Origin of the sequence: Bradyrhizobium sp., from assembly GCF_004799405.1 — a bacterium.
Taxonomy (GTDB): domain Bacteria; phylum Pseudomonadota; class Alphaproteobacteria; order Rhizobiales; family Xanthobacteraceae; genus Bradyrhizobium.
In genome coordinates, this window is record NZ_SSMW01000003.1 from 1 (window position 1) to 22,530 (window position 22,530).

The 22,530-nt window shown below is 63.6% G+C and carries 22 protein-coding genes; 18 read left to right on the forward strand and 4 right to left on the reverse strand.

Translation table 11 applies throughout. The annotated features are described in order from the left end of the window. Positions 1–404: hypothetical protein (locus E7813_RS01300; RefSeq protein WP_291570082.1), on the reverse strand; the 404-nt coding region annotated here is incomplete at its 3' end. Between E7813_RS01300 and E7813_RS01305 the strand changes: the two genes are divergently transcribed. The 9 genes from E7813_RS01305 (at position 403) to E7813_RS01345 (ending at position 9,342) form a co-directional block, all read left to right on the forward strand. After that, positions 403–1,662 (forward strand): CoA transferase, encoded by a 1,260-nt coding sequence (locus E7813_RS01305; RefSeq protein ID WP_291570084.1) that lies wholly within the window; start codon positions 403–405, stop codon positions 1,660–1,662. The genes E7813_RS01300 and E7813_RS01305 overlap by 2 nt on opposite strands. Positions 1,663–1,736: 74 nt before the next feature. Continuing rightward, complete coding sequence (locus tag E7813_RS01310) at positions 1,737–2,090, forward strand: phasin (RefSeq protein WP_291570086.1); 354 nt, start codon at positions 1,737–1,739, stop codon at positions 2,088–2,090. A gap of 68 nt (positions 2,091–2,158) precedes the next feature. Then, positions 2,159–3,763 (forward strand): AMP-binding protein, encoded by a 1,605-nt coding sequence (locus E7813_RS01315; protein ID WP_291570088.1) that lies wholly within the window; start codon positions 2,159–2,161, stop codon positions 3,761–3,763. Further along, the gene (locus tag E7813_RS01320; RefSeq protein WP_291570090.1) at positions 3,733–5,439 is read left to right on the forward strand and encodes a SulP family inorganic anion transporter; all 1,707 of its coding nucleotides are present in this window, start codon (positions 3,733–3,735) and stop codon (positions 5,437–5,439) included. The genes E7813_RS01315 and E7813_RS01320 overlap by 31 nt, the downstream gene beginning before the upstream one ends. A 139-nt stretch (positions 5,440–5,578) precedes the next feature. Further along, positions 5,579–6,310, forward strand: coding sequence for a cytochrome c biogenesis protein CcdA (locus E7813_RS01325; RefSeq protein WP_291570092.1), 732 nt, complete (start codon positions 5,579–5,581; stop codon positions 6,308–6,310). A gap of 124 nt (positions 6,311–6,434) precedes the next feature. After that, a complete protein-coding gene (locus E7813_RS01330; protein WP_291570094.1) occupies positions 6,435–7,496 on the forward strand; it encodes an amidohydrolase family protein in 1,062 nt (353 codons plus the stop codon). Positions 7,497–7,521: 25 nt separating this feature from the next. Beyond that, a complete protein-coding gene (locus E7813_RS01335) occupies positions 7,522–8,634 on the forward strand; it encodes an amidohydrolase family protein (RefSeq protein WP_291570096.1) in 1,113 nt (370 codons plus the stop codon). A 4-nt stretch (positions 8,635–8,638) separates the two neighbouring features. Next, entirely contained in the window at positions 8,639–9,052 is a 414-nt protein-coding gene (locus tag E7813_RS01340) for a Rieske (2Fe-2S) protein (protein WP_291570098.1), read from the forward strand. An 83-nt stretch (positions 9,053–9,135) separates the two neighbouring features. Beyond that, positions 9,136–9,342: a hypothetical protein gene (locus tag E7813_RS01345; RefSeq protein ID WP_291570099.1), complete on the forward strand. Its 207-nt coding sequence runs from the start codon at positions 9,136–9,138 to the stop codon at positions 9,340–9,342. A gap of 11 nt (positions 9,343–9,353) precedes the next feature. Here E7813_RS01345 and E7813_RS01350 read toward each other — a convergent pair whose 3' ends face one another. Further along, entirely contained in the window at positions 9,354–10,205 is an 852-nt protein-coding gene (locus E7813_RS01350) for an SDR family NAD(P)-dependent oxidoreductase (protein ID WP_291570100.1), read from the reverse strand. A gap of 118 nt (positions 10,206–10,323) precedes the next feature. Here E7813_RS01350 and E7813_RS01355 point away from each other — a divergent pair, with 118 nt between their 5' ends. Both E7813_RS01355 and E7813_RS01360 read left to right on the forward strand, forming a co-directional pair. After that, entirely contained in the window at positions 10,324–11,448 is a 1,125-nt protein-coding gene (locus tag E7813_RS01355) for an alkene reductase (RefSeq protein ID WP_291570103.1), read from the forward strand. 6 nt (positions 11,449–11,454) lie between these two features. After that, the gene (locus E7813_RS01360) at positions 11,455–11,964 is read left to right on the forward strand and encodes a GFA family protein (protein WP_291570105.1); all 510 of its coding nucleotides are present in this window, start codon (positions 11,455–11,457) and stop codon (positions 11,962–11,964) included. 24 nt (positions 11,965–11,988) lie between these two features. On the opposite strand, the gene E7813_RS01365 is transcribed toward E7813_RS01360, so the two are convergent. Next, a complete protein-coding gene (locus E7813_RS01365; protein ID WP_291570108.1) occupies positions 11,989–13,380 on the reverse strand; it encodes an MFS transporter in 1,392 nt (463 codons plus the stop codon). A gap of 210 nt (positions 13,381–13,590) precedes the next feature. Between E7813_RS01365 and E7813_RS01370 the strand changes: the two genes are divergently transcribed. Continuing rightward, positions 13,591–15,252, forward strand: a complete 1,662-nt coding sequence (locus E7813_RS01370) for a thiamine pyrophosphate-binding protein (RefSeq protein ID WP_363331143.1) — start codon at positions 13,591–13,593, stop codon at positions 15,250–15,252. Between the two features lie 231 nt (positions 15,253–15,483). On the opposite strand, the gene E7813_RS01375 is transcribed toward E7813_RS01370, so the two are convergent. Next, on the reverse strand, positions 15,484–16,872 hold the full coding sequence (locus E7813_RS01375; RefSeq protein WP_291570112.1) for an LLM class flavin-dependent oxidoreductase: 1,389 nt from the start codon (positions 16,870–16,872) through the stop codon (positions 15,484–15,486). Positions 16,873–17,165: 293 nt separating this feature from the next. On the opposite strand from E7813_RS01375, the gene E7813_RS01380 reads away from it, so the two are divergent. The 6 genes from E7813_RS01380 to E7813_RS01405 all read left to right on the forward strand — a co-directional run. Then, positions 17,166–18,245 carry an LLM class flavin-dependent oxidoreductase gene (locus tag E7813_RS01380; RefSeq protein ID WP_291570114.1) on the forward strand — a complete coding sequence of 360 codons (1,080 nt, stop codon included), beginning with the start codon at positions 17,166–17,168 and terminating at the stop codon, positions 18,243–18,245. Continuing rightward, entirely contained in the window at positions 18,242–19,642 is a 1,401-nt protein-coding gene (locus tag E7813_RS01385; RefSeq protein ID WP_291570123.1) for a M20 family metallopeptidase, read from the forward strand. Before E7813_RS01380 ends, E7813_RS01385 begins: the two co-directional genes overlap by 4 nt. 173 nt (positions 19,643–19,815) lie before the next feature. Continuing rightward, positions 19,816–20,745, forward strand: a complete 930-nt coding sequence (locus tag E7813_RS01390) for an amino acid ABC transporter substrate-binding protein (protein ID WP_291570116.1) — start codon at positions 19,816–19,818, stop codon at positions 20,743–20,745. 73 nt (positions 20,746–20,818) lie between these two features. Further along, a complete protein-coding gene (locus tag E7813_RS01395) occupies positions 20,819–21,550 on the forward strand; it encodes an amino acid ABC transporter permease (RefSeq protein ID WP_291570118.1) in 732 nt (243 codons plus the stop codon). Between the two features lie 6 nt (positions 21,551–21,556). Beyond that, positions 21,557–22,249, forward strand: coding sequence for an ABC transporter permease subunit (locus E7813_RS01400; RefSeq protein ID WP_291570120.1), 693 nt, complete (start codon positions 21,557–21,559; stop codon positions 22,247–22,249). 9 nt (positions 22,250–22,258) lie between these two features. Further along, positions 22,259–22,530 (forward strand): ATP-binding cassette domain-containing protein (locus E7813_RS01405; RefSeq protein ID WP_291570121.1); only part of this gene is annotated, 272 nt, incomplete at its 3' end.

Genomic DNA, 22,530 nt, shown 5'->3' on the forward strand with positions numbered 1-22,530 from the left:
CGGGTGATTTCCGGTGTGACCGTGGTGACTGTTACTGGCATGGCTTGTTTTTTCTGCCCTGCCAGGCTGCGGGCGCATTGGGCGCCCGGCATTCCCTGCGCCCTCTTTTTCGAGAGGGCAAGGAAATTTCCAGCAAACCTCGGGCGCATCGCGCCGCGAGAATGCGGACTCACACCTCCCCTCATCATCCGCGAAAGCGGGTGATCCAGTATTCCAGAGGCGTTAGCGATAGAGCCGAGAGGCCGCGGCGTACTGGATATCCCGCTTTCGCGGGGTATGACGAATTCGATATCTGGAACGGGGATTCGCTGGCGGCGGGTACAGCCTATGCCGTAAAGTCGCTTGCCGCCGTGCCGGTCTTGGCGATGGCGGCCAATAATATCGGAAGGGAACGGGTTGATCATGAGTTCGAGACCGCAATTGCCGGAACGAGCGCCACGGGGAGAGGGCGTGCCGACCGCTCTCGACGGCCTGCTGGTGGTGGATTTCACCCGGGTCGTCGCCGGACCCGCCTGCACGCAAACGCTGGCCGATTTCGGCGCCGAGGTCATCAAGATCGAAAACCCGGACGGCGGAGACGATACCCGCCACTATGAGCACGCCGATCTCGCCGGTGAAAGTGCTGCCTTTGTCAGCCTGAACCGCAACAAGCGCGGTATCGCGCTCGACCTTGCCAGGCCCGAGGCGCGCGCGATCGCGCGCGAATTGATCCAGAAGGCCGATGTCGTGGTGGAAAATTTCTCCGCCGGCGTGATGAAGAAGTATGGCCTCGATTACGCCTCGGTCGCGCCGGCCAATCCCCGGCTGGTCTATTGTTCGATTTCGGCCTACGGCCGCCAGGGGCCGTTCGCCTCGCGGCCGGGGTTCGATCCGATCACGCAGGCCGAAAGCGGGTTCATGTCGCTGAACGGCTTTGCCGACGGGCCGCCGGTGCGCACGGGAACGCCGATCGTCGATTTTGCAACGGGCATGTCGGCCTGCAACGCCATCCTGCTGGCGCTGCTTGCCCGCGACCGGCTCGGCCGTGGCCAGCATGTCGAGGTCGCGCTGTTCGACATCGCGGTGGCGCTGACCGGATTTTACGGCATGGCCCATTTGATGACGGGCCTGAATTACAGCCGGCAGGGTAATTCGCCGAACGGGTCTCCTTCGGTCGGCGTCTACGATGGGTCGGACGCGCCGTTCTATATCGCCTGCGCCAATGATCGGCTGTATCGCCGCCTTGTCGTCGACGTGCTCGACCGGCCCGATCTCGCCAGCGGCGAATTCGGCGACCGGCGTTCGCGAACGGCCAACCGGGAAAAGCTGCGCGGAATCCTCGCCGGCATTTTTGCCTCCGACATTCGCGACAACTGGGTGACCAGGATGAAGGCCGCCAACATCCCGGTCGGATTTCTGCGCACCATCGAGGAAGCCTTCAACTCGCCGGAACTGCGGGAGCGGCATCGCCTCAACCAGATCCCGCACCCGGCAGCGGGCTCGGTCCCCAACATCGAATCCCCGCTGCGTCTCGATCTGACGCCGCTGGTCGATCCGGTGGCGGCGCCCATGCTCGGCCAGCACACCAGGGAAGTGCTGCGCAAGACGCTCGGCTTTGACGAGGACCGCATCGCGAAGATGGCCGAGGCCGGGGTGTTCGGCGCGGCGGGGAGCAAGGGCTGAGATCGCCGCCGTAAAACCTGCGCAGGCGCGCGCACAATATGCTAGCGTTACGGACCAGACGGGAGGATGCGAACATGAACGAACCAAAATTGGAAGTACCGGCGGAATTGCGCAATCTGGCGGAAAAAACCATCGACCAGGCGGAAAAGGCGTTCGGCATGTTTTTCGATGCCGCCAGCAAGTCGATGGCGTCGATCCCGAGCGCGGGCACCGAAGTTTCCAGGCAGGCGCTCACCTTCACCGAACAGAACATGAAGGCGGCGTTCGAGCACGCCCGCAAGCTCGTTCACGCAACCGATCTGCAGCAGGCCATGCAAATCCAGTCGGAATTCCTCAAGAGCCAGTTTACCAATGCCGGCGAACACATGCGGCAGATCTCGAGCGGCGTGATGTCCGCCGCGAGCGATGCGTCGAAGGGCAAATCCTGAACTGAGCCGTTCTATTCTTTAAGCGAGACTTCGCTGCCGGCCAGGTGTCTGCGCGTGGAGGAGCGACCATGTTGACGATGTCCCATGCTGCGGGGCCGAGCGAGCCGGCGGTCCGCGACATCACGCTGGGCGAATTGCTGCAATGGGCGGCGGAAACCGCGCCCGACCGGACCGCGCTGATTGCCGGCGTCCCGGACAAGGAAAATCGGCGGCAGTGGACTTACGCGGAGCTGTACGCGCAGTCGCTGCGCACAGCGCGGGCGCTGCGGACCCGCTTCGAGCCGGGCGAACGCGTGGCGGTCTGGGCCCATAATATCCCGGAATGGATCATGATGGAGTTTGGCGCCGCCATGGCCGGCGTCATCCTCGTGACCGTCAATCCCGGCTTCCGGTCGGCCGAGGTCGAATATGTATTGAAGCAGTCGCGCGCGGCCGGGGTGCTGGTGGTCAAGGAGTTCCGCGGCAATCCGATGCTGGCGACGGTCCAGGCGCTCGGCGCGCGCTGCCCGGAATTGCGGGAGATCATCTGCTTCGATCAATGGGACGCATTCCTGGAATCCGGCGACAGGGCAAACCCTGCGCTGCCCGCCGTGCGATCGACCGATCCGGTGATGATCCAGTACACCTCGGGGACCACAGGCTTTGCCAAGGGGGCGCTGTTGCACCATCGCGGTCTCGTCAATAACGGGGCGCACACCGCCGACCGCGCCGGCATTCCCGACGGCGCGGTACAGATCACCACCATGCCGCTTTTCCATACCGGCGGCTGCGTCTGTTGCGTGATCGGTGCGGTGTCCAAGCGCGCCACCCAGGTGCTGGTCGAGGCCTTCGAGCCTGGCCTCGTGATCGAGCTAATGGCGAGCTACCGCTCCAATGCGATGCTCGGCGTGCCGACCATGCTGGTTGCGATGATGGAGCATCCGTCGTTTGCGTCGGCCGATCTTTCCGCGCTGAAAGCGATCTATTCCGGCGGCTCGACGGTGCCGGCGGCGATCGTCGCCGATCTCGAGCGGCGGCTCGGCGCGCCCTTCACCATCGTGTTCGGCCAGACCGAGTGCTCGCCGGTCGCATTGATGACCTGGGCTACCGACACCATCGCCGACAAGGCCGAGACCATCGGCACGCCGATGCCGAACGTCGAGGTCAAGATCGTCAACCCCGATACCGGACAGACCGTCGCGATCGGCGAGATCGGCGAGATCTGCACCCGCGGCTATCACGTCATGCAGGGTTACTTCGAGGACGAGGCCGCGACCAAGGCGGCGATCGATGCCGAAGGCTGGCTGCACACCGGCGATCTCGGCGCGATGGATGCGAGGGGTTACTGCACCATCGAGGGAAGGCTGAAGGACATGATCATTCGCGGCGGCGAGAACATCTACCCGCGCGAATTGGAAGAAATATTGTTCCGCCATCCCAAGGTCGGCGACGTCGCGGTGATTGGATTGCCGGACCACAGATGGGGCGAAGTCGTATCGGCGTTCATCCGCCCCGCGCCCGGGATGCTTATCGTCAAAGAGGAATTGCATGATTACCTGCGCGAGCATCTCGCCCCGCACAAGACCCCGCGCCACTGGTTCGTGGTCGACGCCATGCCGCTGACGGGTTCCGGCAAGATCCAGAAATTCAAGTTGCGCGAGCAATGGTCCAAAGGCGAGATGGTGGAGCTTTGACGAAGGCTTGGCCGGTGTTCCGCTCGTTCGCGTCCTGGCGCCCGGCCTTCCTGACGCCGGACATCATCGCCGGTCTCACGCTTGCGGCGATCGTTATCCCGGAGCAGATGGCCACCGCGCGATTGGGGCACTTCACCCCGCTGCTCGGCTTTTTCGCGTTCCTCGGGGGATCGCTGGCTTTCGCGGTTTTCGGCAGCAACCGGTTTCTGTCCTGCGGCGCCGATTCGACGATCACGCCGATCATCGCCGGTGGCCTCGTGGCGCTGGCCGCGTCCGGTTCGCCGGATTACGTCATGCAGGCGGTGGTGCTGGCGCTGATCGTCGGGTTGTTTCTCATCATCGGCGGGATTTGCCGGATGGGCTGGGTTGCCGATCTCCTGTCGGTGCCGGTGACGGCGGGCTTTCTGGTCGGCATCTCGGCCCACATTCTGATTTCCCAGTTGCCCACCATTCTGGGATTGCCGGCGCCGGACAGCAAGCTCGCGATGCTCGCGCGGCTGGGGGCGTTGCTGCCAAACCTCGGCGATGCCAATCCGTTCACGCTTGCGATCGGCCTCGGTGTTCTCATCGTGATTGCAACGTCGGAAAGGATAAATCCACGGATTCCCGGTGCGCTGATCGGGCTGGTCGCGGCGAGTGCCGCGGTCGTGCTGACGGGGCTGGAGCACCGCGGCGTTTCGGTACTCGGGGTTATTTCCGTCGGCTTGCCGAAACTGACGGTGCCGGATGGATCGCTCGGACAGTGGATTCGCCTGGTGCCGCTCGGCCTCATCATCTCGATCGTCGTGATGGTGCAGACGGCGGCGACCACCCGGTCGTTTCCATCCGATGCCGATCAACCGCCCGACGTTAACAGGGATTTTATCGGCGTCGGTGTGGGCAGCGTGTTGGCGGGACTGTTCGGCGCGTTCCCGGTGAATGCAAGCCCGCCCCGCACCGGCATCGTTTCGGAAACCGGCGGGCGGTCGCAACTGGCCGGCCTGGTCGCCGTCGCCGTCGTCTTCCTGCTGCTGATGTTCGGGGCAGCGCTGTTGCGGCACGTGCCCGAGGCGGCGCTCGGAGGCGTCTTGTTGTTCGTCGCGCTGCGTATCGTCCATGTTCAGCAAATCGTTGCGATCTACCGCCAGTCATGGATCGAATTTGTTCTGATCGTGGCGACCGCCGCCGCTATCATCCTGTTTCCGATCCAGCAAGGGGTCGGGATCGGCATCACGCTTTCGCTAGTGTACGGCGTCTGGAGCATCACCCGCGCGCGCCTCCTGCGCTTCGAACGCATCCCCGGCACCTCGATCTGGTGGCCGGCGAGTTCGCATCTTCCAGGCGAGACCGAGTCCGGCATCGTCGTTGCAGGGTTTCAGGCGCCGTTGTCATTTCTCAATGCCAACGATTTCCGCCAGGACGTCCTGAACGCGCTGCATTCGTCGGCCGTCAAAATTCGCCTGTTCGTACTGGAGGCGACCGGCATCCTGGCGATCGACTTCACCGCCGCGCAAGCGTTGAACGCTCTGATTCGTCAGTGCCGCTCCGAAGGCATCGATTTTGCGATCGCTCGCCTGGAATCGATCCGCGCCCAGGAAGCCATCACCCAATTCGGCATCGACCGGTCATTGGGTCCCAACCGGATTTTCCACAGCGTCGCCGAAGCGCTGGCCGCTCTCCAGGCGCCGGCCGCATGACGGCCGACAGCAAACCCACAGCCTTGTGATCGCGGCGCGCGAGTCTTGAAACCCGCAAGCTGCGTGCCTTCGTATAAGGAATGCTTGCACCGATGCGAAGATTACGCTGCGTCGGAGATGACAATTCGAAAGTCCTGCGATGCACGATGTCTCGATCCCGGCGGCGCTGATTGCCGGCCTCATCAGTTTCCTGTCGCCCTGCGTGCTGCCGCTGGTGCCGCCCTATCTGATTTACCTCACCGGCGCGACCATCGAGCACGTCGCCAGCGACGAGACCATCTCGGCGTCGAAACGCGCGGTGATGATTTCAGCCCTGATGTTCGTGCTCGGCTTTTCCACCGTGTTCGTGGCGCTTGGCGCCAGCGCGTCCTTTATCGGAAACCTGATCCGCGCCTGGTCGGCGCAATTGTCGATCGTCGCCGGTATCGTCATCATTCTGATGGGCCTGCATTTCCTCGGGCTGACGCGGATCGCGTTACTGATGCGCGAGGGCAGGCTGACGGTGCCAAAGCCGGTCGGGCTGTGGGGTGCCTATGTCATGGGACTGGCGTTCGCGTTCGGCTGGACGCCCTGCATCGGGCCGATTCTGGCCGCGATCCTGTCGCTGGCCGCGGCCGAAGCGACGGTGACCAAAGGGGCCGGGCTGCTCGCGATCTACTCTGCGGGGCTCGGCATACCCTTTCTGCTGGCGGCCTTCATGATCGAACAGTTCTCGTCGCTATTTGCGCGGATGAAGCGGCATCTTGCCAGCGTCGAGCGGGCGATGGGCGTGCTGATGGTCATCACCGGGATCGGATTTCTCACCGGCTCGGTCTCCGCCATCAGCATCTGGCTGCTGGAGACATTTCCAAGCTTGCAGAATATCGGCTGAAGCCTGCGTAAATCCGGCGTGCTTGCGCGTTCTGTTCCACCACTAACCCTTGCGCTCCGGGCCGCTCGGCGGCACATTCCGGTAGCGGCAACAGCCGCCAATAACGATGCCCAAGGGAAACTCCATGGCGGCCACGCGGATCGACTGCGATATCCATCCCGCCGTGGGAGGCACGCGCACCACGCTTTTGCCTTATCTCGACGATCACTGGAAAGAGCAGGTGGTGAGCCGTGCCATCGACGGCCTCGATCTCACCAGTTATCCGCCCAACATGCCGTTGTCGGGCCGGGCCGACTGGCGGCCGGCCAAGGGCAAGCCCGGCAGCGATCTGGCGATGGTGCAGCGTGGCGCGTTCGACCAGCTTGGGGCGAGTCACGCGATCTGCAATGTGCTCTACGGTGCGCAGGCGGTGTACGACCCCTATATGGCGGCGGCGTTCTGCAAGGCGATCAACGACTGGATCTCGGCCGAATGGCTGGCGCAGGATTCGAGGCTGCGCGCCTCGATCGTGGTGCCGATGCAGGCTCCTGATCTCGCCATCGAGGAGATCGAACGCCGCGCCGGCGACAACAGGTTCGTTTCGGTTCTGGTGCTGGCGCAAGGCGAGAGCCTGTTGGGGCGCCGGCATTTTTGGCCGGTCTATCGGGTCGCCGAAAAATACAACCTGCCGCTCGCGATTCACGCCGGCAGCGCCTATCGCGGAGCGCCGAGCTCGATCGGCTGGCCCTCCTATCGCTACGAATATTATCTCGCCGAGTCGCAAGCGTTCCAGGCCCAGGTGTTGAGCCTGATCTACGAGGGCGTGTTCCTCAAATTCCCCGGCCTCAAGGTGGTGCTGATGGAATCGGGCGTGAGCTGGCTGCCGGCCTTCATGTGGCGCGCCAACAAGACCTGGCGCGGCGTTCGGGTCGAGGTGCCCTGGATCGATCGCGAGCCGGCCGCGATCATGCGCGACCACATCCGCCTGACCACGCAGCCTTTCGACAGTCCGCCCGACGCAACAGGGGTCGCCGACATCATCGACCAGATCGATTCCGACAGGATGCTGCTGTTCGCGTCCGATTATCCGCACTGGCAATTCGACGGCGATGATGCGATACCGCCGCATCTGCCGGCCGGCATCGTATCGCGCATGTGCGTCGACAATCCGCTTGAAACCTTTCCGCGGCTCGGTCTCGCCGCATGAACTTGATGGCCCGAAGGAGGATCGCATGAGCGACGTCATCGACCGCCCCATCCCCAAGCAGGAGAAACCCGCAAGCAGCCGCCTGCGGATCATCGACTGCGACGTGCATCCGAGCCTGCACGCCCGTTCCGACCTCAATCCATTCCTGTCCAGGCGCTGGCAGGAGCACATGAAAACCTACGGCGATCACCTGCGCACGCCCTATATCGGCACCACGCCCTATCCGCGCTCGGCGCCCCTGATCTCGCGCCGCGATGCGTGGCCGCCGACCGGTGGCCCGCCCGGATCCGATCTGGAGTTCATGCAAAAGCAGCACCTCGATCCGCTCGACATCGAGTTCGGCATCCTGCAGGTGCTCGATCTCTTCATCTTCTCGCAGCAGAACCTCGAACTGGGTGCTGCGATCCAGCGCGCCGTCAACGAGTGGCAGCTCGCCTGCTGGTCCGGCCGCGATCCGCGGCTGAAGGCGTCGATTCTGGTGGGGCAGGATGACACCGAAGCCGCCGTCGCCGAGATCGAGCGTTGCGCCAAGACCGGCCAATATGTGCAGATCAATGTTGCGCCGCGCGCCAACGAGCCGCTCGGCCGCCACCGCTACTGGCCGATCTTTGCCCTGGCAGAAGAACTCGACTTGCCGATCGGCATTCATTCCGGTGGTTACGGCGGCCATGCGCCGACCGGCGGCGGATGGCCGTCCTACTACACCGAGGAGCATCAATCGAACGCGCATTCGATGGCGGCCCAGCTTACGAGTCTCGTGCTTGAAGGCGTGCCCGAGCGTTTCCCGAAGCTCAAGGTCGTCTTCATCGAGGGCGGATTCGGCTATATCCCGGCGACGACATGGCGGATGGACCAGCATTTCGAACGCTTCCGCGACGAGGTTCCGCATCTCAAGCGGCGTCCGTCCGAATATGTGCGCGAGCACTTCTGGTTCACCACGCAGCCGGTCGAGGAACCGGATAATGCGAAGCATCTGCGTACCCTGATCGACTGGATCGGCGTGGATCGCCTGCTGTTCTCGTCGGACTATCCGCACTGGGATTTCGACGACCCGCGGTTCGCGATCAAGACGCCGCTGACCGAACCCGAACGCGTCAAGATCTTCAGCAGCAACGCCCGCGCGCTCTACAAGCTCTGATTCGATGGCCCGCCACATCGTCGCCCGCACATCGGACATTCCGCCCGGCGGCAACAAGGTGGTCGGCGTCGACGGCCGCGATATCGTCGTGTTCCATGTCAATGGCGAGTTCTTTGCGCTGCTCAACCGCTGTCCGCACGAGGGCGCACCGCTCGACAAGGCGGCCTGCATCGCCCGGCTCACCTCTCCCGAGCCGGGCGTCTATCAGCGTTCGCGGGTCGGCGAGTTGCTGCGCTGTCCGTGGCACGGCTGGGAGTTCGACATGCGCAACGGGCAATCCTGGTTCGATCCCGCGCGTGTCAAGGTCCGCACCTACCCGGTCGTGATCGAGGACGGCGAGACGCTGGCGAAGGGGCCGTATGTGGCCGAAACGTTTCAGGTCTATGTCGAGGACAGCTACGTGATCGTTGAGACGTAGCGTCGTCATTCCACAGGGGCGGTCGCAAAAATGCGAGGCCCATGCTATAATGCTACTTCGTTTTTCATGACAGGTGCCATCGGATGTCGAAGCAGTCGATGCGTGAAGAGGCCGAGCGCCTGATCCGCGAAACCATGGAACGCAAGGCCATTGTCGTGAAGCAGGGCAATACCCGTATCGAGGCGACTTGCGGAAAATGCGGCGCGCCGAACCGGGTCTCGGCGGCCAGGGGCCAGACCCGCGTCAAATTTGCCTGCAAGGAATGCGGGCACAAGCAAGAGACGCTGTGAACTAGGGCTCGTCATTCGTCCTTCACGAATGCCGCAAACGCTTCCGCGTAATCCGGATGCCAGCGCGACAGCGCGGGACGATTCTCGACGATATCTCCCGCCGCCCACAGGATACGCCGCTCGTCGAGGCTTCGCGGCACGTCATTGTCCGGACACAGGATGTAAAAATCGCCGGCAGCGATACGCTCGATCATGAAATCGACGGTTTGCTCCGGCGTCCACGCGGCGGCCGGCTTCTCGGCGCGACCCCGCGAGGTCAGGCCCGTGAAGACGAAACCCGGGATCAGAAGATGCGCGTTGATCTGGCTACCTGACGCGTTGCGCAATTCGTGCTGCAGCGCTTCGGTGAAGGCCTTCACCCCCGCCTTCGAGACATTGTAGGCGGGATCGCCCGGAGGCGTCGTGATGCCCTGCTTGGAGCCGGTGTTGATGATGAGGCCGGGACGCCCGCGCGCGATCATGTGGGGCGCAAATACCTGCGAGCCATGAATTACGCCCCACAGGTTCACGCCGAGAATGCGCTGCCAGTTTTCGGTGGGGCCGAACATGGTGCTGCCGGGCTGTATCCCGGCGTTATTCATCAAGACATCAGTACCGCCGAATCGTGCGCGGACCGTGGCTTCGAGCCGCGCAACCTCATCGACGCGGCTGACGTCGGTCATCTCCGCCATGATGCTGGCAGCGCCGGCAGGGGCGGCGTCCGTCAAGGCTGCATGGGCCTGCGCCAGCCGGTCGGCGCCCACATCGGCGATGCAAACTTTCATACCAAGGCGCGCGAGCCGCATTGCGGCGGCAAGGCCGATGCCGGAGGCGCCGCCGGTGACGACGGCGACATTACCCGGCGACATGGCTGCGTGGGGCATCTGTTCTCCTCGTGCGTATCGGCTCTGCCGGTCCCGGCAGCAGATTTCCATTGAAGTCTTTTGCGAACAAGGCGAACCGACTACATATCAGATCGACAGACATGTTTCCGGGGTAATCATGAAATTTCCGTCGTTGTTTTCGCCGCTTCAGTTCGGTCCCTACCGGCTTGGGCATCGCGTGGTGATGGCGCCGCTGACGCGGATGCGGGCGGAAAAGCCGAGCCTCGCGCCGCGGCCGCTGAACGCGGAATATTATCGCCAGCGCGCTACGCCGGGCGGCCTGATCATCGCCGAAGCCTCGCCGGTGATGGCGACCGGACACGGCAATGCCGGCACGCCCGGCATCTATTCGGCGCAGCAGATCAAGGGATGGCGCGGGGTGGTCGATGCGGTTCATGCCAAGGGCGGGTTGATCTTTCTGCAGCTCTGGCACGTCGGACGCGTTTCGCATTCGTCGTTCCAGCCCGGCGGCGTGTTGCCGGTCGCGCCCTCGGCGGTGCCGATTGCGGACCTGAAAACGATGACGGCACAGGGAAAGCCTGCGCCTTATGAGACGCCGCGCGCGCTTGAAACCGGCGAGATCGCCGGCGTGGTCGGCAGTTTCCGGCAGGCGGCGCGCAACGCGCTCGAAGCCGGGTTCGATGGCGTCGAGATCCACGGCGCCAACGGCTATCTGATCGAGCAGTTCCTGCAGTCGCACACCAATCTGCGGACCGACCGGTACGGCGGATCGATCGAAAACCGCGCGCGCTTCCTGCTGGAAATAGCGCAAGCCGTCATCGAAGTCTGGGGCGCCGACCGCGTCGGCATACGATTGTCGCCCTATGGGGTCGCCAACGGCAGCGGCGAAGCCGATCCGATGCCGCTTTACACGCACGTCATTCTGTCGCTCAATCCGCTCGGTCTCGCCTATCTGCATTTCATCGAGCCGCGCTCGAGCGGCGCCGGACGCGCCGAGGTCAACCATCAGAACGTGCCGTCGGCGATGGTGCTGTTCCGCCCCATCTGGACCGGCAAATTGATTTCGGCGGGCGGCTTCACCGGCGAGACGGCGGACGCTGCGATCGCCGCGGGCCATGCCGACGCCGTCGCATTCGGACGCATCTTCATTGCCAATCCCGATCTGCCGCGGCGCCTCGCACACGGATATCCGCTCACGCCCTACAACCGGGCGACCTTCTATGGCGGCGAGGAGGCCGGCTACACGGACTATCCCGTTCATGACGAACTGCAGCGGGCGTGAAGTGCGATGCCGTTCGACGACGCGCCTGTGAAAAAGTCCAAACCGGTCGCGACCGGCAAGCCCGCCGCGGGCCAATGCCTGTGCGGCAAGGTCTGCCTGGAGATCGACACGCCGGCGCGCTGGGCCTGGCACGATCATTCGGCTGCAAGCCGGCGCGCCCATGGCGCCGCCTATGCAACCCATGTCGGAAGCTGGCGCAAACGCTTTCGCATCACCAAAGGCAAGACCGAGATCACCCGCTTCGAGGACAAGGCCACGAAAACCGCGCGCAGCTTCTGCAAGCGATGCGGCACGCCGCTGTTCTACGAACGCGCCCGCTCGCCGCACATGGTGAACATCCCGCGGGCACTTTTCACCGGCCGCACCGGCCGCCAGCCGCTCTATCATATCGCCATCGAGGAGTTGCAGGAGTGGGCCTATACCGGTGCGCCGCTGGTGCCGCTGAAGGGTTTTCCCGGCGTGGTCTGGCAGCGCTCGAAAAAGAAGAAGCGTCTCGATCGCGAAGGGATGTTCTGATCAGGCTTTGCGGTGTGCATGCCATCACTCCGGTCGCGGCTTCACGATCAAACGCAGGAAACTCATCAAGCTGCCGACCGCGGCGAATCCCGCGCCGAGCGCCAGCGCGATGACCGCGCCGTCGTGGCCGGCGAGAGCGAAACATGACGCCGCGAGTGCGGCTCCGATGGTTTGCCCGGTGAGGCGAGCCGTTGCCACGATGCTGCTGGCGCTGCCGCTGCGGCCCGGCGGCGCGCTCGACATCAGCGCCCGCAGATTCGGCGCCTGGAAAAAGCCGAAGCCGGCACCGCAGACCACCATGCGCCAGATGATATCGGCAATCCCGGGAGCCACCGGAAGCGTGGCCAGCAGCACCATTCCCGCGGCCAGCAACACCAATCCGATGCCGCCGAGAATGCCGACCCTGTAGCGATCGGACAGCCGGCCGGCGATCGGCGCCATGATGCCGACGACCAGCGGCCATGGCGTCATGAAAAAACCGGTCTCGACCTGGGACCGCAGCAAGACGTCTTCGAAGTAGAACGGCAGCGCCACGAACGCCAGCCCTTGCACCACGAACGAGCACACCGAAGTGGCGGCCGATAGCGCGAACATCGGCCGCCGAAACAGGTCGATCGGCAGCATCGGTGCGGGATGATCGGTCTGCCGTCCGGCGAGAAACCGTCCCAGCACGATTGCGGCGGCCAGTTCGACCAACACCAGCGTTGTCCGGGTGTGGTGCGCCGCGCTGCCGATGCCGACGATAAAGAAACCAAGACACGCCGATGCCATCAGCGCACCAGGGAAATCGAACGGGTGGGTGGCCCGCGGCAGGCGCGGCAGGGTTTTCAGGCCGATCGCAATGGCGATGAGACCGATCGGAATGTTGACCGCGAACAGCCACGGCCACGGTCCCAACGCCAGGATGCCGGATGCGACCGTCGGTCCGAGCGTGGTCGCGGTCGCCACCACCAGCGCATTGTTGCCGACCCCGCGGCCGAGCATGCGAAACGGGTAGATGTAGCGGATCAGCGCGGTGTTCACGCTCATCAGCCCGCTGGCGCCGAGGCCTTGCAGCGTGCGCGCGACCAGCAGGCTCTCCAGCGACCACGCCAGCGAGCAGGCGAGCGAGGCCAGCGTGAACAGCAACAATCCGCCGAGATAGACCTTTTCGCAGCCGACGATCTCGCCGAGCGCGCCGAGCGGCAACAACGTCGCCACCAGCGCGATCTGGTAGACGTTGACGACCCAGATCACGTCGGAAGGGCTGACATGAAGATCGGAGGCGATCGCGGGAAGCGCGATGTTGGCGATCGCGGTGTCGAGCGAGGCGACGGCGACGGCGATGAAGATCGCACTGACGGCCCAGCGCCGGCGCTCGGCGGGCAGGCCATCGTGCGGAGATGGCCTCTTCGCCGAACTCACATCTTCCGACATCTTTAAGGGCGCTCCGGACCGGACCTTGCCATCGTTTTGGGCGGCGCAATGGCCGCAACGACTATCAATCAACCGATAGCCAATACAATAGCGTCCCCGAGCCTGCCCGCGCAGGGCAGCCATGATCGCGCTTCCTTGATCTCGGCATCCAGGATCGGTCATGATGCGCTCGATCCCCGTTGGTAACGGCCGCGGGAACGGGAGGACTTCATGATGAATCGCATCACCGGGCGCTCGGCGTTCCTTGCGCTGCTCAAGGACGAGGGCATCACCCATCTGTTCGGCAATCCCGGAACCACCGAACTGCCGATCATGCATGCCCTGAAGGATCATCCCGACCTCACCTATGTGATGGCTATGCAGGAGAGCCTGGTGGTCGCCATCGCCGACGGCTACAGCCGCGCCTCGGGCCGCCTCGTCGCCTGCAACGTCCATGTCGCGCCCGGGCTCGGCAATGCGATGGGCTCGCTGTTCAATGCAAGCTTCACCGGTACGCCGATGATCCTGACCGCAGGCCAGCAGGAGCAGGGCCACGGGTTGATGGAACCGGTGCTGTACGGACCGCTGGTCCAGATGGCGGAGCCGTTGGTGAAATGGGCGGTCGAGGTGACAAGGCTCGAAGACCTGCCGCGGATCGTGCACCGCGCCGCCAAGATCGCGACCACGGCGCCGACCGGACCGGTGTTCATCTCGCTGCCGGGCGATATCCTCAATGCCGAAGCCGGCATCGAGTTGGGGCGTTCGACCCGCGTCGATACCCGCGTGAAGCCTTCGGACGAAGCGTTGCAGGCGCTGGCGCAGCGCATTCTTAAAGCCCAAAATCCCGTCATCATCGCCGGCGATGAAATCGTCAAAAGCGACGCGCTGGCCGAGGCCGCGTTGCTCGCGGAAACGCTGGGCTGCCCGGCCTATCAGTGCTCGACGCCCTACAGCGCGCAATTCCTGTCGGAAAGCCCCTGCTTCATGGGCGCGCTGTCGCGTTTGCAGAAGCAGGTTCGCGAGGTGCTGTCGCCCTACGATTTGATGATCGTGCTCGGCGCCGATCCGCTGCGGATGTCGGTCTACAGCGAAGTCGATCCCAAGCCCGACGACTTGCCGATCGTGCAGGTCGGCCTGGTCGACTGGGATATCGCCAAGAACTACGGCGCGGAGATCGCGCTCAAGGCCGACGTGAAGGAAACCCTGCGCGTGCTGGTTCCTGCATTGCGGGCGGCCGGCGGTGCCGCGCTCGAGGCGCGGGCGAAAAACGGCATCGCCGCGCTGAAGCCGAAGAACTGGACGGCGCGGCGTGCCGGCGTGGTCGAGCAAATCTCCAGAAACAGCGGCCGGTCGCCGATCGATCCCGACTGGCTGTCGCTGGCGCTGGTGGAGGCGATGCCCGGCAATGCGATCCTCGTCGACGAAGGACTGACCTCGTCGCGGCAGGTCTTGGCGCTTCGCCCGCACCGCGATCGCTACGGCTATCACGCACTCGCCTCCGGCGGCATCGGCTGGGGATTGCCGGCCTCGGTCGGGGTCAGTCTTGCCAACCCCGATCGCCCGGTGGTGTGTTTCTCCGGCGACGGCAGCGCGATGTATTCGATCCAGGCGCTGTGGACCGCGGCGCATCACAAGCTGCCGCTGACGTTCGTGATCGCCAACAACGGTGGCTACCGCATCATCAAACAAAGGCTGCTGGCGTTTCACGGCGACGACCATTACGTCGGCATGGATTTCGCCCATCCCAAGGTGGACTTCACCAGTCTCGCAAAATCGCTCGGGCTGGAGGCGATGCGGATCGCCGATCCGAAGGAGCTCAAATCCACGCTGGCGTCGGCGTTCGGCCGGCCGGGTCCGAAACTGATCGAAGTGATGGTCGACGGGACGGTGTGACGGCGGTCGTTGCGCGATGACGCGAAAAATCTCTCAACGTCGTCCCCGCGCACGCGGGGACCCACACGCCGTGTCGGTTGTTGTGAGAGACGCTGTTTAACGACTTTCGCGCAACCCCTGACGCCTGTGGCTATGGGTCCCTGCTCGGAGGCCGGGACGACGTGTTGATGGGACGGCTCGTACCTCAGGAGGACGGAGGCCGCATCAGCGCCGGTGCGGCATCATTGCGACCTACTCCGCCGCTTTCGCCGCCTTTTGATGCCGAGACTGCACGGCCGGATGTGGCGCGGCGAGCCGGGCGCGGCCCGGGCCGAACAGTTTCTCGCGCAACGTTCCCTTTGCGTAAGCGTCCTTGTAGCGTCCGCGCCGGACCAGTTCGGGCACCAGCATGTCGGTGATATCCTCGAAATCGCCCGGCGAAATCGCGAACGGGACATTCAGGCCGTCGACGTCGGTCTGGTCGAACCACGCCTCGATCTGGTCGGCGGCGGTCTCGGGCGAGCCGATCACCACCGGGCCGATACCGCCGATGCCGACGTGCTGGGCGACCTCGCGCACGGTCCAGACCCGGTCCGGATCGGCGCGGGTGATGTTGTCCATTGCGGTGCGGCCGGCGTCGTTCTGGACGTGGCGGACCTGCTGGTCGAGGTCGTAGGTCGAGAAATCGACGCCGGTCCAGCCCGACATGAGCGTGAGCGCGCCCTCGGGATTGATGTGGCTGCGGTAATCGTCGTATTTGGCCTTTGCCTCGGCCTCGGTCCGCCCGAGAATGATCGTCATCATGCTGAACATCAGGATTTCGGCGGGGTTGCGGCCGGCTTTCGCGGCCAACTCGCGAATGGCGGCGACCCGCGGCGCGATGATCTTGGCTGACGGTCCCGACATGAACACGCATTCGGCGTGCTCGGCGGCGAACTGGCGGCCACGCGGCGAGGTGCCGGCCTGATACAGCACCGGCGTGCGTTGCGGCGACGGCTCGCTGAGATGAATGGCGTCGACCCGGTAATTTTTCCCCTCATACCGCACCGGATGCACTTTCGCAGGATCGGCAAAGATGCTGCGCGCGCGATCGCGCAGCACCGCATCATCCTCCCAGCTTCCTTCCCATAGCTTGTAGACCACCTCCATATATTCGTCGGCGATATCGTAACGGTCGTCATGTCCGGTCTGCTTGTCCTTGCCGGCGCCGCGCGCGGCGCTGTCGAGATAGCCGGTCACCACGTTCCAGCCGACCCGGCCCTCGGTGAGATGGTCGAGCGTCGACATTCTTCGGGCAAACGTATAGGGCGGCTCGTAGGAAAGATTGGAGGTGACGCCGAAGCCGAGATGTTCGGTAGCAGCAGCCATCGCCGGGATCAGCAGCATGGGATCGTTGGACGGGGTTTGCGTGGCGTTGCGCAGCGCCGCGTCGGGGCTCGAACCGAACACGTCGTAGACGCCGAGCACGTCGGCCAGGAACAGGCCGTCGAACCGTCCGCGCTCCAGCGTCTTGGCCAGGTCGATCCAGTACGGCAGCCGGTTATAGTCGATGGTGCGGTCGCGCGGATGGGTCCACAGCCCCGGCGACTGATGCGCGACGCAATTCATGGCGAAGGCGTTGAGCCGGATTTGTTTTTTCATGAACAGATCGCCCTGGGCATGTTGTCTTGCCTGCACTTCGCCCGATCGTACGCCGGACTGCGAGCAGAAATTGTTGCATTCCGGCGGGTTTTAGCAAGGCAAATTCGATGGCGCGACGGCGCGCTCGACGGTTCTCCTGCCAGGGCTGCCGCTGGAACAATCCTGGCGAAGCTTGCCGTTAGCCGTCATTGGCGGCTAAAAAATTGGTACCGAAGTTTTTCGCCAAACGAAATTTGTACCCTGTTGCCGCCGATCCGGGGCCTCTAGGATCAAGGCTTCGCGGAGACCATTCCATGCAGGACATATCGTTCGGCTTTCAGGCGGCGGCGGCCGACGTCGCGAGCGTTCCCGATCATCAGCTCTATCGCGATCTGATGTCGGATTGCGAACTGGGTCACCGGCTTGGCTATGACGCGGCATGGCTGCTCGAGCATCATTTCAGCGACTATTATCCGACGCCAAGCCCATTGCCGATGATGGCGCATATCGCCGCCAAATTCCCCGATCTGTCGCTGGGGACTTCGGTGCTGGTGCTGCCCTGGTATCATCCGCTGCGACTCGCCGAGGAGATCGCCATGCTCAACATGCTGACCAGGGGCACGCTGCACCTCGGCATCGGGCGCGGCACGGCAAAGATGGAATATGATGCCTACAATATCGATATGAACGAGGGTCGCGCGCGCTTCTCCGAAGTCTTCAAGATCGTCGAGCGGGGCCTGAAGGGAGAGCCGTTCACGCATCACGGCAGGTTCTGGAATATCGAGCGGCCGATTCGTCTGCGTCCCGATCCGGTCGACAAGCCGGTTCACTTCTATGGCGCGATCGGAAGTCCGGCCAGCGCCGAAGTGATGGGAGATCTCGGCATTCCGCCGATCTGCCTTTCGACCTTCCCGGATGGCTTGCTGGTGAAGATCCTGGATCGCTGGCGGGCGCGCGCCGGCGCCAGGGCGAACGGCGCCATTCTTCCGATCTCGGTCAAGATGTTCATTGCCGACACCGACGAGGAGGCGCGCGATATCGGCCGCCGCTATTTCCCGGCCTATTTCGCGCTGCAGGCCGACCACTATGAGGCGGATGCCAACCCGTGGACGGAGATTCCCGAATATGCCGATTTCAGCCGGATGTTCGCCAATTTGCGCAAGTTGACCGATCCGGCCGAGCTTGGGCCGTTCCACGATTCGAATCTGGTCGGCAGCGCGGAGACGATCTGCAGGCGCATCGATGCGTTGATGGGGCTCGGCTTCAACTACTTCATGGTGTCCTGCGCGACGCCGGGCACGCCGCTGGCAGTCCGTCAGCAGATGATGACGCGGTTTGCGGAAGAAATTTGCCCGCGCTACTCGAGCGCGATGCGAAAGGGCCGGGCGGCATGATCGCACCCCCGGTTCGTGGCCGAGCCGACGCGATCGCGGGCGCGCGCCAGCTGCTTCATTCCGGCGAATTCCTCGGCGAACTCGGCCGCAGGGTGGCCTATCAAACCGAAAGCCAAAACCCCGAACGGCGCGATGCGCTGCGCGCCTATCTTGTCGACGAACTGCAGCCGGCGTTTTCGCAACTCGATTTCGCAACCCGGTTGATCGAGTCCCCGACCGGAAGGGGGCCGTATCTGTTGGCGGACTACCATGAGAGTGCGTCGGCGCCGACCGTGCTGATGTACGGACATGGCGATGTCGTCGACGGCATGGTGGGCGAATGGCGCGACAATCTCGATCCGTGGCGGACCACCATATCGGGTAATCGCGTCTATGGCCGCGGCACCGCCGACAACAAGGGGCAGCACAGCATCAACATGTCGGCGCTGCGTGCGGTGCGTGAAGCCCGCGGCGGCCGGCTCGGCTTCAATGCCAAATTCATCGTCGAGACCGGCGAGGAAATCGGATCGCCGGATCTGCGCCAGGTTTGCGAGTCCTTGCGCCAGGAACTCAAGGCCGATCTGTTCCTGGCCTCCGACGGGCCGCGATTGGCCGCCGATCGGCCGACCATCTTCCTCGGCTGCCGCGGCGGCGTGCGGATTCATCTCGATGTCAACTTGCGCGACGGCTCGCATCACTCGGGGAACTGGGGCGGTGTGCTGGCCAATCCCGCCACTATTCTCGCCGGCGCCATCGCCACGCTGGTCGACGGCCACGGACGCCTGCTGCTGGAGGAGTTGAAGCCGCCGCGCATCTCGAACCAGGTCCGCGCGACGTTGGCTGACGTCCAGATCGAGCCGATGGCCGACGAGCCGGCGCTGTCTCCGGATTGGGGCGAGGAGGGCCTGTCGGCGGCCGAGCGGCTTTATGCCTGGAACACGCTTGAAGTGCTGGCGATGTCTTCCGGCAATATCGAGAAGCCGGCCAACGCCATTCCGGGACGCGCGCAGGCCGTGCTGCAACTTCGTTTTGTCGTCGGCACCAGGGTCGACAACGCCGTCGATGTGGTCAAAGCGCGCTTGCAACAAAGCGGTTTTCCGATGGTCGAGGTGCGGGCGACGCAGAGTTTTGCCGCATCGCGCACCGATTTCGACAGCCCGTGGATCAACTGGGCCGCGCAGTCGATCCGGCAGACCACGGGGAAGGCGCCGGCGGTGCTGCCGAACTTCGGCGGCTCGCTGCCCAACGACGTATTTTCCGAGACCCTTGGCCTGCCCACCATTTGGGTGCCGCACTCCTATCCCGGCTGTTCCCAGCATGCGCCCGACGAACACATCCTGTTGCCGGTCACCGAAGAGGCGCTGGCAATCATGGCGGGCCTGTTCTGGGATTTGGGCGAGCTGCTGCGCGCTCTGTAGAATGCGCACCGGGCGTGACGGAGTGGCGCAGCCGGTTTGAGCCGGAATGGCGGGCCAATCCCTTGTCAACGGCGCCTTTTGAAGGTCGTATCACCGCCAAAGGGCGCATATTATTTCGGCCCGGATTATGCAAGCAATAACACTGAAATGGTCCTGACCAGGAGGGTACGAAAATGAAAACCTTGCGCAAGATTGGCCTTGTATTCGGCGTTGGGCTCGCCGCCGCGTTCTGCGCGGGACAGGCGAACGCCGAAGAGCTCACGGGGACGTTGAAGAACATCAAGGAGACCGGCGCGATCACGCTCGGTTTTCGCGACTCCTCGATTCCATTCTCCTATCTGGACGACAACCAGAAGCCGATCGGCTTTGCGATGGACATCTGTTACAAGATCGTCGATGCCGTGAAGAAAGAGCTCAAGCTCGACAAGCTTGAGGTCAAGCTCAATCCGGTGACGTCATCGACCCGCATTCCGTTGCTGGCCAACGGCACCATCGACCTCGAATGCGGCTCGACCACCAACAATTCCGATCGCCAGAAGCAGATCGCCTTCACCAACACCCACTTTTTGACCGCGAGCCGCTTCGTCTCCAAGAAGTCGAGCAAGATCAATTCGATCGACGACCTCAAGGGCAAGTCGGTGGTCTCGACCTCCGGCACCACCAACATCAAGCAGCTCACCGAAGCCAATGCCGCCCGCAATCTCAACGTCAACATCATCGCCGCCAAGGATCACGCCGAGGCGTTCCTGATGGTCGAGACCGATCGCGCCGTGGCGTTCGTGATGGACGATATCCTGCTGGCGAGCCTAGTCGCGGGATCGAAGGAGCCGTCGGCCTATGCGATCTCGACCGACGCGTTCTCCAAACCCGAGCCTTACGGCATCATGCTGCGCAAGGACGACCCGGCCTTCAAGAAGGTGGTCGATGGCGCGACTGCGGCCCTTTACCAGAGCCCCGATGGTCTCAAGCTCTACGACAAATGGTTCATGCAGAAAATCCCGCCCAAGGGCTTGAACCTCAACACGCCGATCGGGCCGGAGCTGAAGCACGAGTTCGCCAAACCCTCGGACTCGCCGGATCCCGATTCCTACAAGGCGATGTAAGGCGGACCGGCTCATGCGATGGCCCGGCCATTGCATGAGCCTTGCTGGCGCGATGTTCGCGTAGGGAACCCCCGTGAACTATCACTGGAACTGGCACATCTTCCTGGAGCCGGGCCCTGACGGGAGCGGCAGCTATCTCGGGCTGTTGCTGTCGGGGCTGGTCGTGACCATCGAGACCGCGCTCTGCGCCTGGATCATCGCGTTGGTGTTGGGATCGATCGTGGGCGTGCTGCGCACGCTGCCCTCGAAGACGGCGTCGTGGATCGGCTTTGCCTACGTCGAATTCTTCCGCAACATGCCGCTACTGGTGCAGTTGTTTCTCTGGTTCTTCGTGTTGCCGGAACTGCTGCCGCCCTCATGGGGGCTGTGGATGAAGCAGATGAGCCATGCGCCGTTCTACACGGCTGCGATCGGCATCGGGTTGTTCATGTCGGCGCGCGTCGCCGAGCAGTTGCGGGCCGGGATCGGATCGCTGCCACGCGGGCAGATGCTCGCCGCGACCGCGCTCGGCCTGACCACGGTGCAGGCCTATCGCTACGTGCTGCTGCCGATGGCGTTCCGCATCATCATGCCGCCGCTGACTTCCGAATTCCTCAACACCATCAAGAACACCTCGGTGGCCATCACCATCGGCCTGGTCGAACTGACCGGTGAGGCGCGGTCGATGCAGGAATTTTCCTTTCAGGTATTTGAGGCCTTCACCGGCGCGACGGTACTGTACCTGCTGATCAATATCCTCGTCGTCACCGCCATGCGCCTGCTGGAGCGGGGTCTGGCGGTCCCCGGCTACATCACCGGGAAATAGCGCAGCATGTTCGCCAATTTCGATTTCGACGTCATCCGCCGCTCGCTGGGCTACCTGTTTTTCGACGGCATGACGTTCACCCTGATGCTGACAAGCCTTTCGGCATTCGGCGGTCTGGTGTTCGGCACCCTGATCGCGCTGATGCGGCTGTCGAGTCTCAGATTGCTCGGCCGCATCGCCGGACTCTATGTCGACCTGATACGGTCGCTGCCGCTGGTGCTGGTGATCTTCTGGTTCTATTTCCTGGTGCCCTATATCGGGCAATGGGTGACCGGATCGTCGCGGCCGATCCATGTCGGCGCGTTTACCTCCTCGCTGGTCACCTTCATCATGTTCGAGGCGGCGTATTTTTCCGAAATCATGCGCGCCGGCATCCAGTCGATCTCAAAGGGGCAGCCGGCCGCAGCGCAGGCGCTCGGGCTGACCTACAGCCAGACCATGCGCTACGTCGTGCTGCCGCAGGCATTCCACAACATGCTGCCGGTGCTGCTGACGCAGACCATCGTGCTGTTCCAGGACACCTCATTGGTCTACGTGGTGTCGATCCCCGACTTTCTGGGCGCGGCGAGCAAGGTCGCTCAACGCGACGGCCGGCTGGTCGAAATGTACCTGTTCGCGGCCATGGTCTATTTCGTCATTTCCTGTATCGCGTCGTTCGGCGTCCGGCGCCTGCAGACCCGTATCGCCTTCGTGCATTAGAGGCCTTTGATGATCGAGATCAGCCATGTCGACAAATATTACGGGCCGAGCTTCCAGGCGCTGAAGGATTGCACCACCAGCGTCGCCAAGGGCGAGGTGGTGGTGGTGTGCGGGCCGTCGGGATCCGGAAAATCGACGCTGATCAAATGCGTCAATGCGCTGGAGCCGTTCCAGAGCGGGGAGATCATCCTCGACGGCATCAAGGTCAACGATCCGCGGACCGATCTGCCGAAGCTGCGCGCCCGCGTCGGCATGGTGTTCCAGCATTTCGAGCTGTTCCC

Coding starts and splice junctions, on each gene's coding strand:
- E7813_RS01305 (WP_291570084.1), top strand. CDS start 403: ATGAGTTCGAGACCGCAATTGCCGGAACGAGCGCCACGGGGAGAGGGC.
- E7813_RS01310 (WP_291570086.1), top strand. CDS start 1,737: ATGAACGAACCAAAATTGGAAGTACCGGCGGAATTGCGCAATCTGGCG.
- E7813_RS01315 (WP_291570088.1), top strand. CDS start 2,159: ATGTTGACGATGTCCCATGCTGCGGGGCCGAGCGAGCCGGCGGTCCGC.
- E7813_RS01320 (WP_291570090.1), top strand. CDS start 3,733: ATGGTCCAAAGGCGAGATGGTGGAGCTTTGACGAAGGCTTGGCCGGTG.
- E7813_RS01325 (WP_291570092.1), top strand. CDS start 5,579: ATGCACGATGTCTCGATCCCGGCGGCGCTGATTGCCGGCCTCATCAGT.
- E7813_RS01330 (WP_291570094.1), top strand. CDS start 6,435: ATGGCGGCCACGCGGATCGACTGCGATATCCATCCCGCCGTGGGAGGC.
- E7813_RS01335 (WP_291570096.1), top strand. CDS start 7,522: ATGAGCGACGTCATCGACCGCCCCATCCCCAAGCAGGAGAAACCCGCA.
- E7813_RS01340 (WP_291570098.1), top strand. CDS start 8,639: ATGGCCCGCCACATCGTCGCCCGCACATCGGACATTCCGCCCGGCGGC.
- E7813_RS01345 (WP_291570099.1), top strand. CDS start 9,136: ATGTCGAAGCAGTCGATGCGTGAAGAGGCCGAGCGCCTGATCCGCGAA.
- E7813_RS01350 (WP_291570100.1), bottom strand. CDS start 10,205: ATGCCCCACGCAGCCATGTCGCCGGGTAATGTCGCCGTCGTCACCGGC.
- E7813_RS01355 (WP_291570103.1), top strand. CDS start 10,324: ATGAAATTTCCGTCGTTGTTTTCGCCGCTTCAGTTCGGTCCCTACCGG.
- E7813_RS01360 (WP_291570105.1), top strand. CDS start 11,455: ATGCCGTTCGACGACGCGCCTGTGAAAAAGTCCAAACCGGTCGCGACC.
- E7813_RS01365 (WP_291570108.1), bottom strand. CDS start 13,380: ATGTCGGAAGATGTGAGTTCGGCGAAGAGGCCATCTCCGCACGATGGC.
- E7813_RS01370 (WP_363331143.1), top strand. CDS start 13,591: ATGATGAATCGCATCACCGGGCGCTCGGCGTTCCTTGCGCTGCTCAAG.
- E7813_RS01375 (WP_291570112.1), bottom strand. CDS start 16,872: ATGAAAAAACAAATCCGGCTCAACGCCTTCGCCATGAATTGCGTCGCG.
- E7813_RS01380 (WP_291570114.1), top strand. CDS start 17,166: ATGCAGGACATATCGTTCGGCTTTCAGGCGGCGGCGGCCGACGTCGCG.
- E7813_RS01385 (WP_291570123.1), top strand. CDS start 18,242: ATGATCGCACCCCCGGTTCGTGGCCGAGCCGACGCGATCGCGGGCGCG.
- E7813_RS01390 (WP_291570116.1), top strand. CDS start 19,816: ATGAAAACCTTGCGCAAGATTGGCCTTGTATTCGGCGTTGGGCTCGCC.
- E7813_RS01400 (WP_291570120.1), top strand. CDS start 21,557: ATGTTCGCCAATTTCGATTTCGACGTCATCCGCCGCTCGCTGGGCTAC.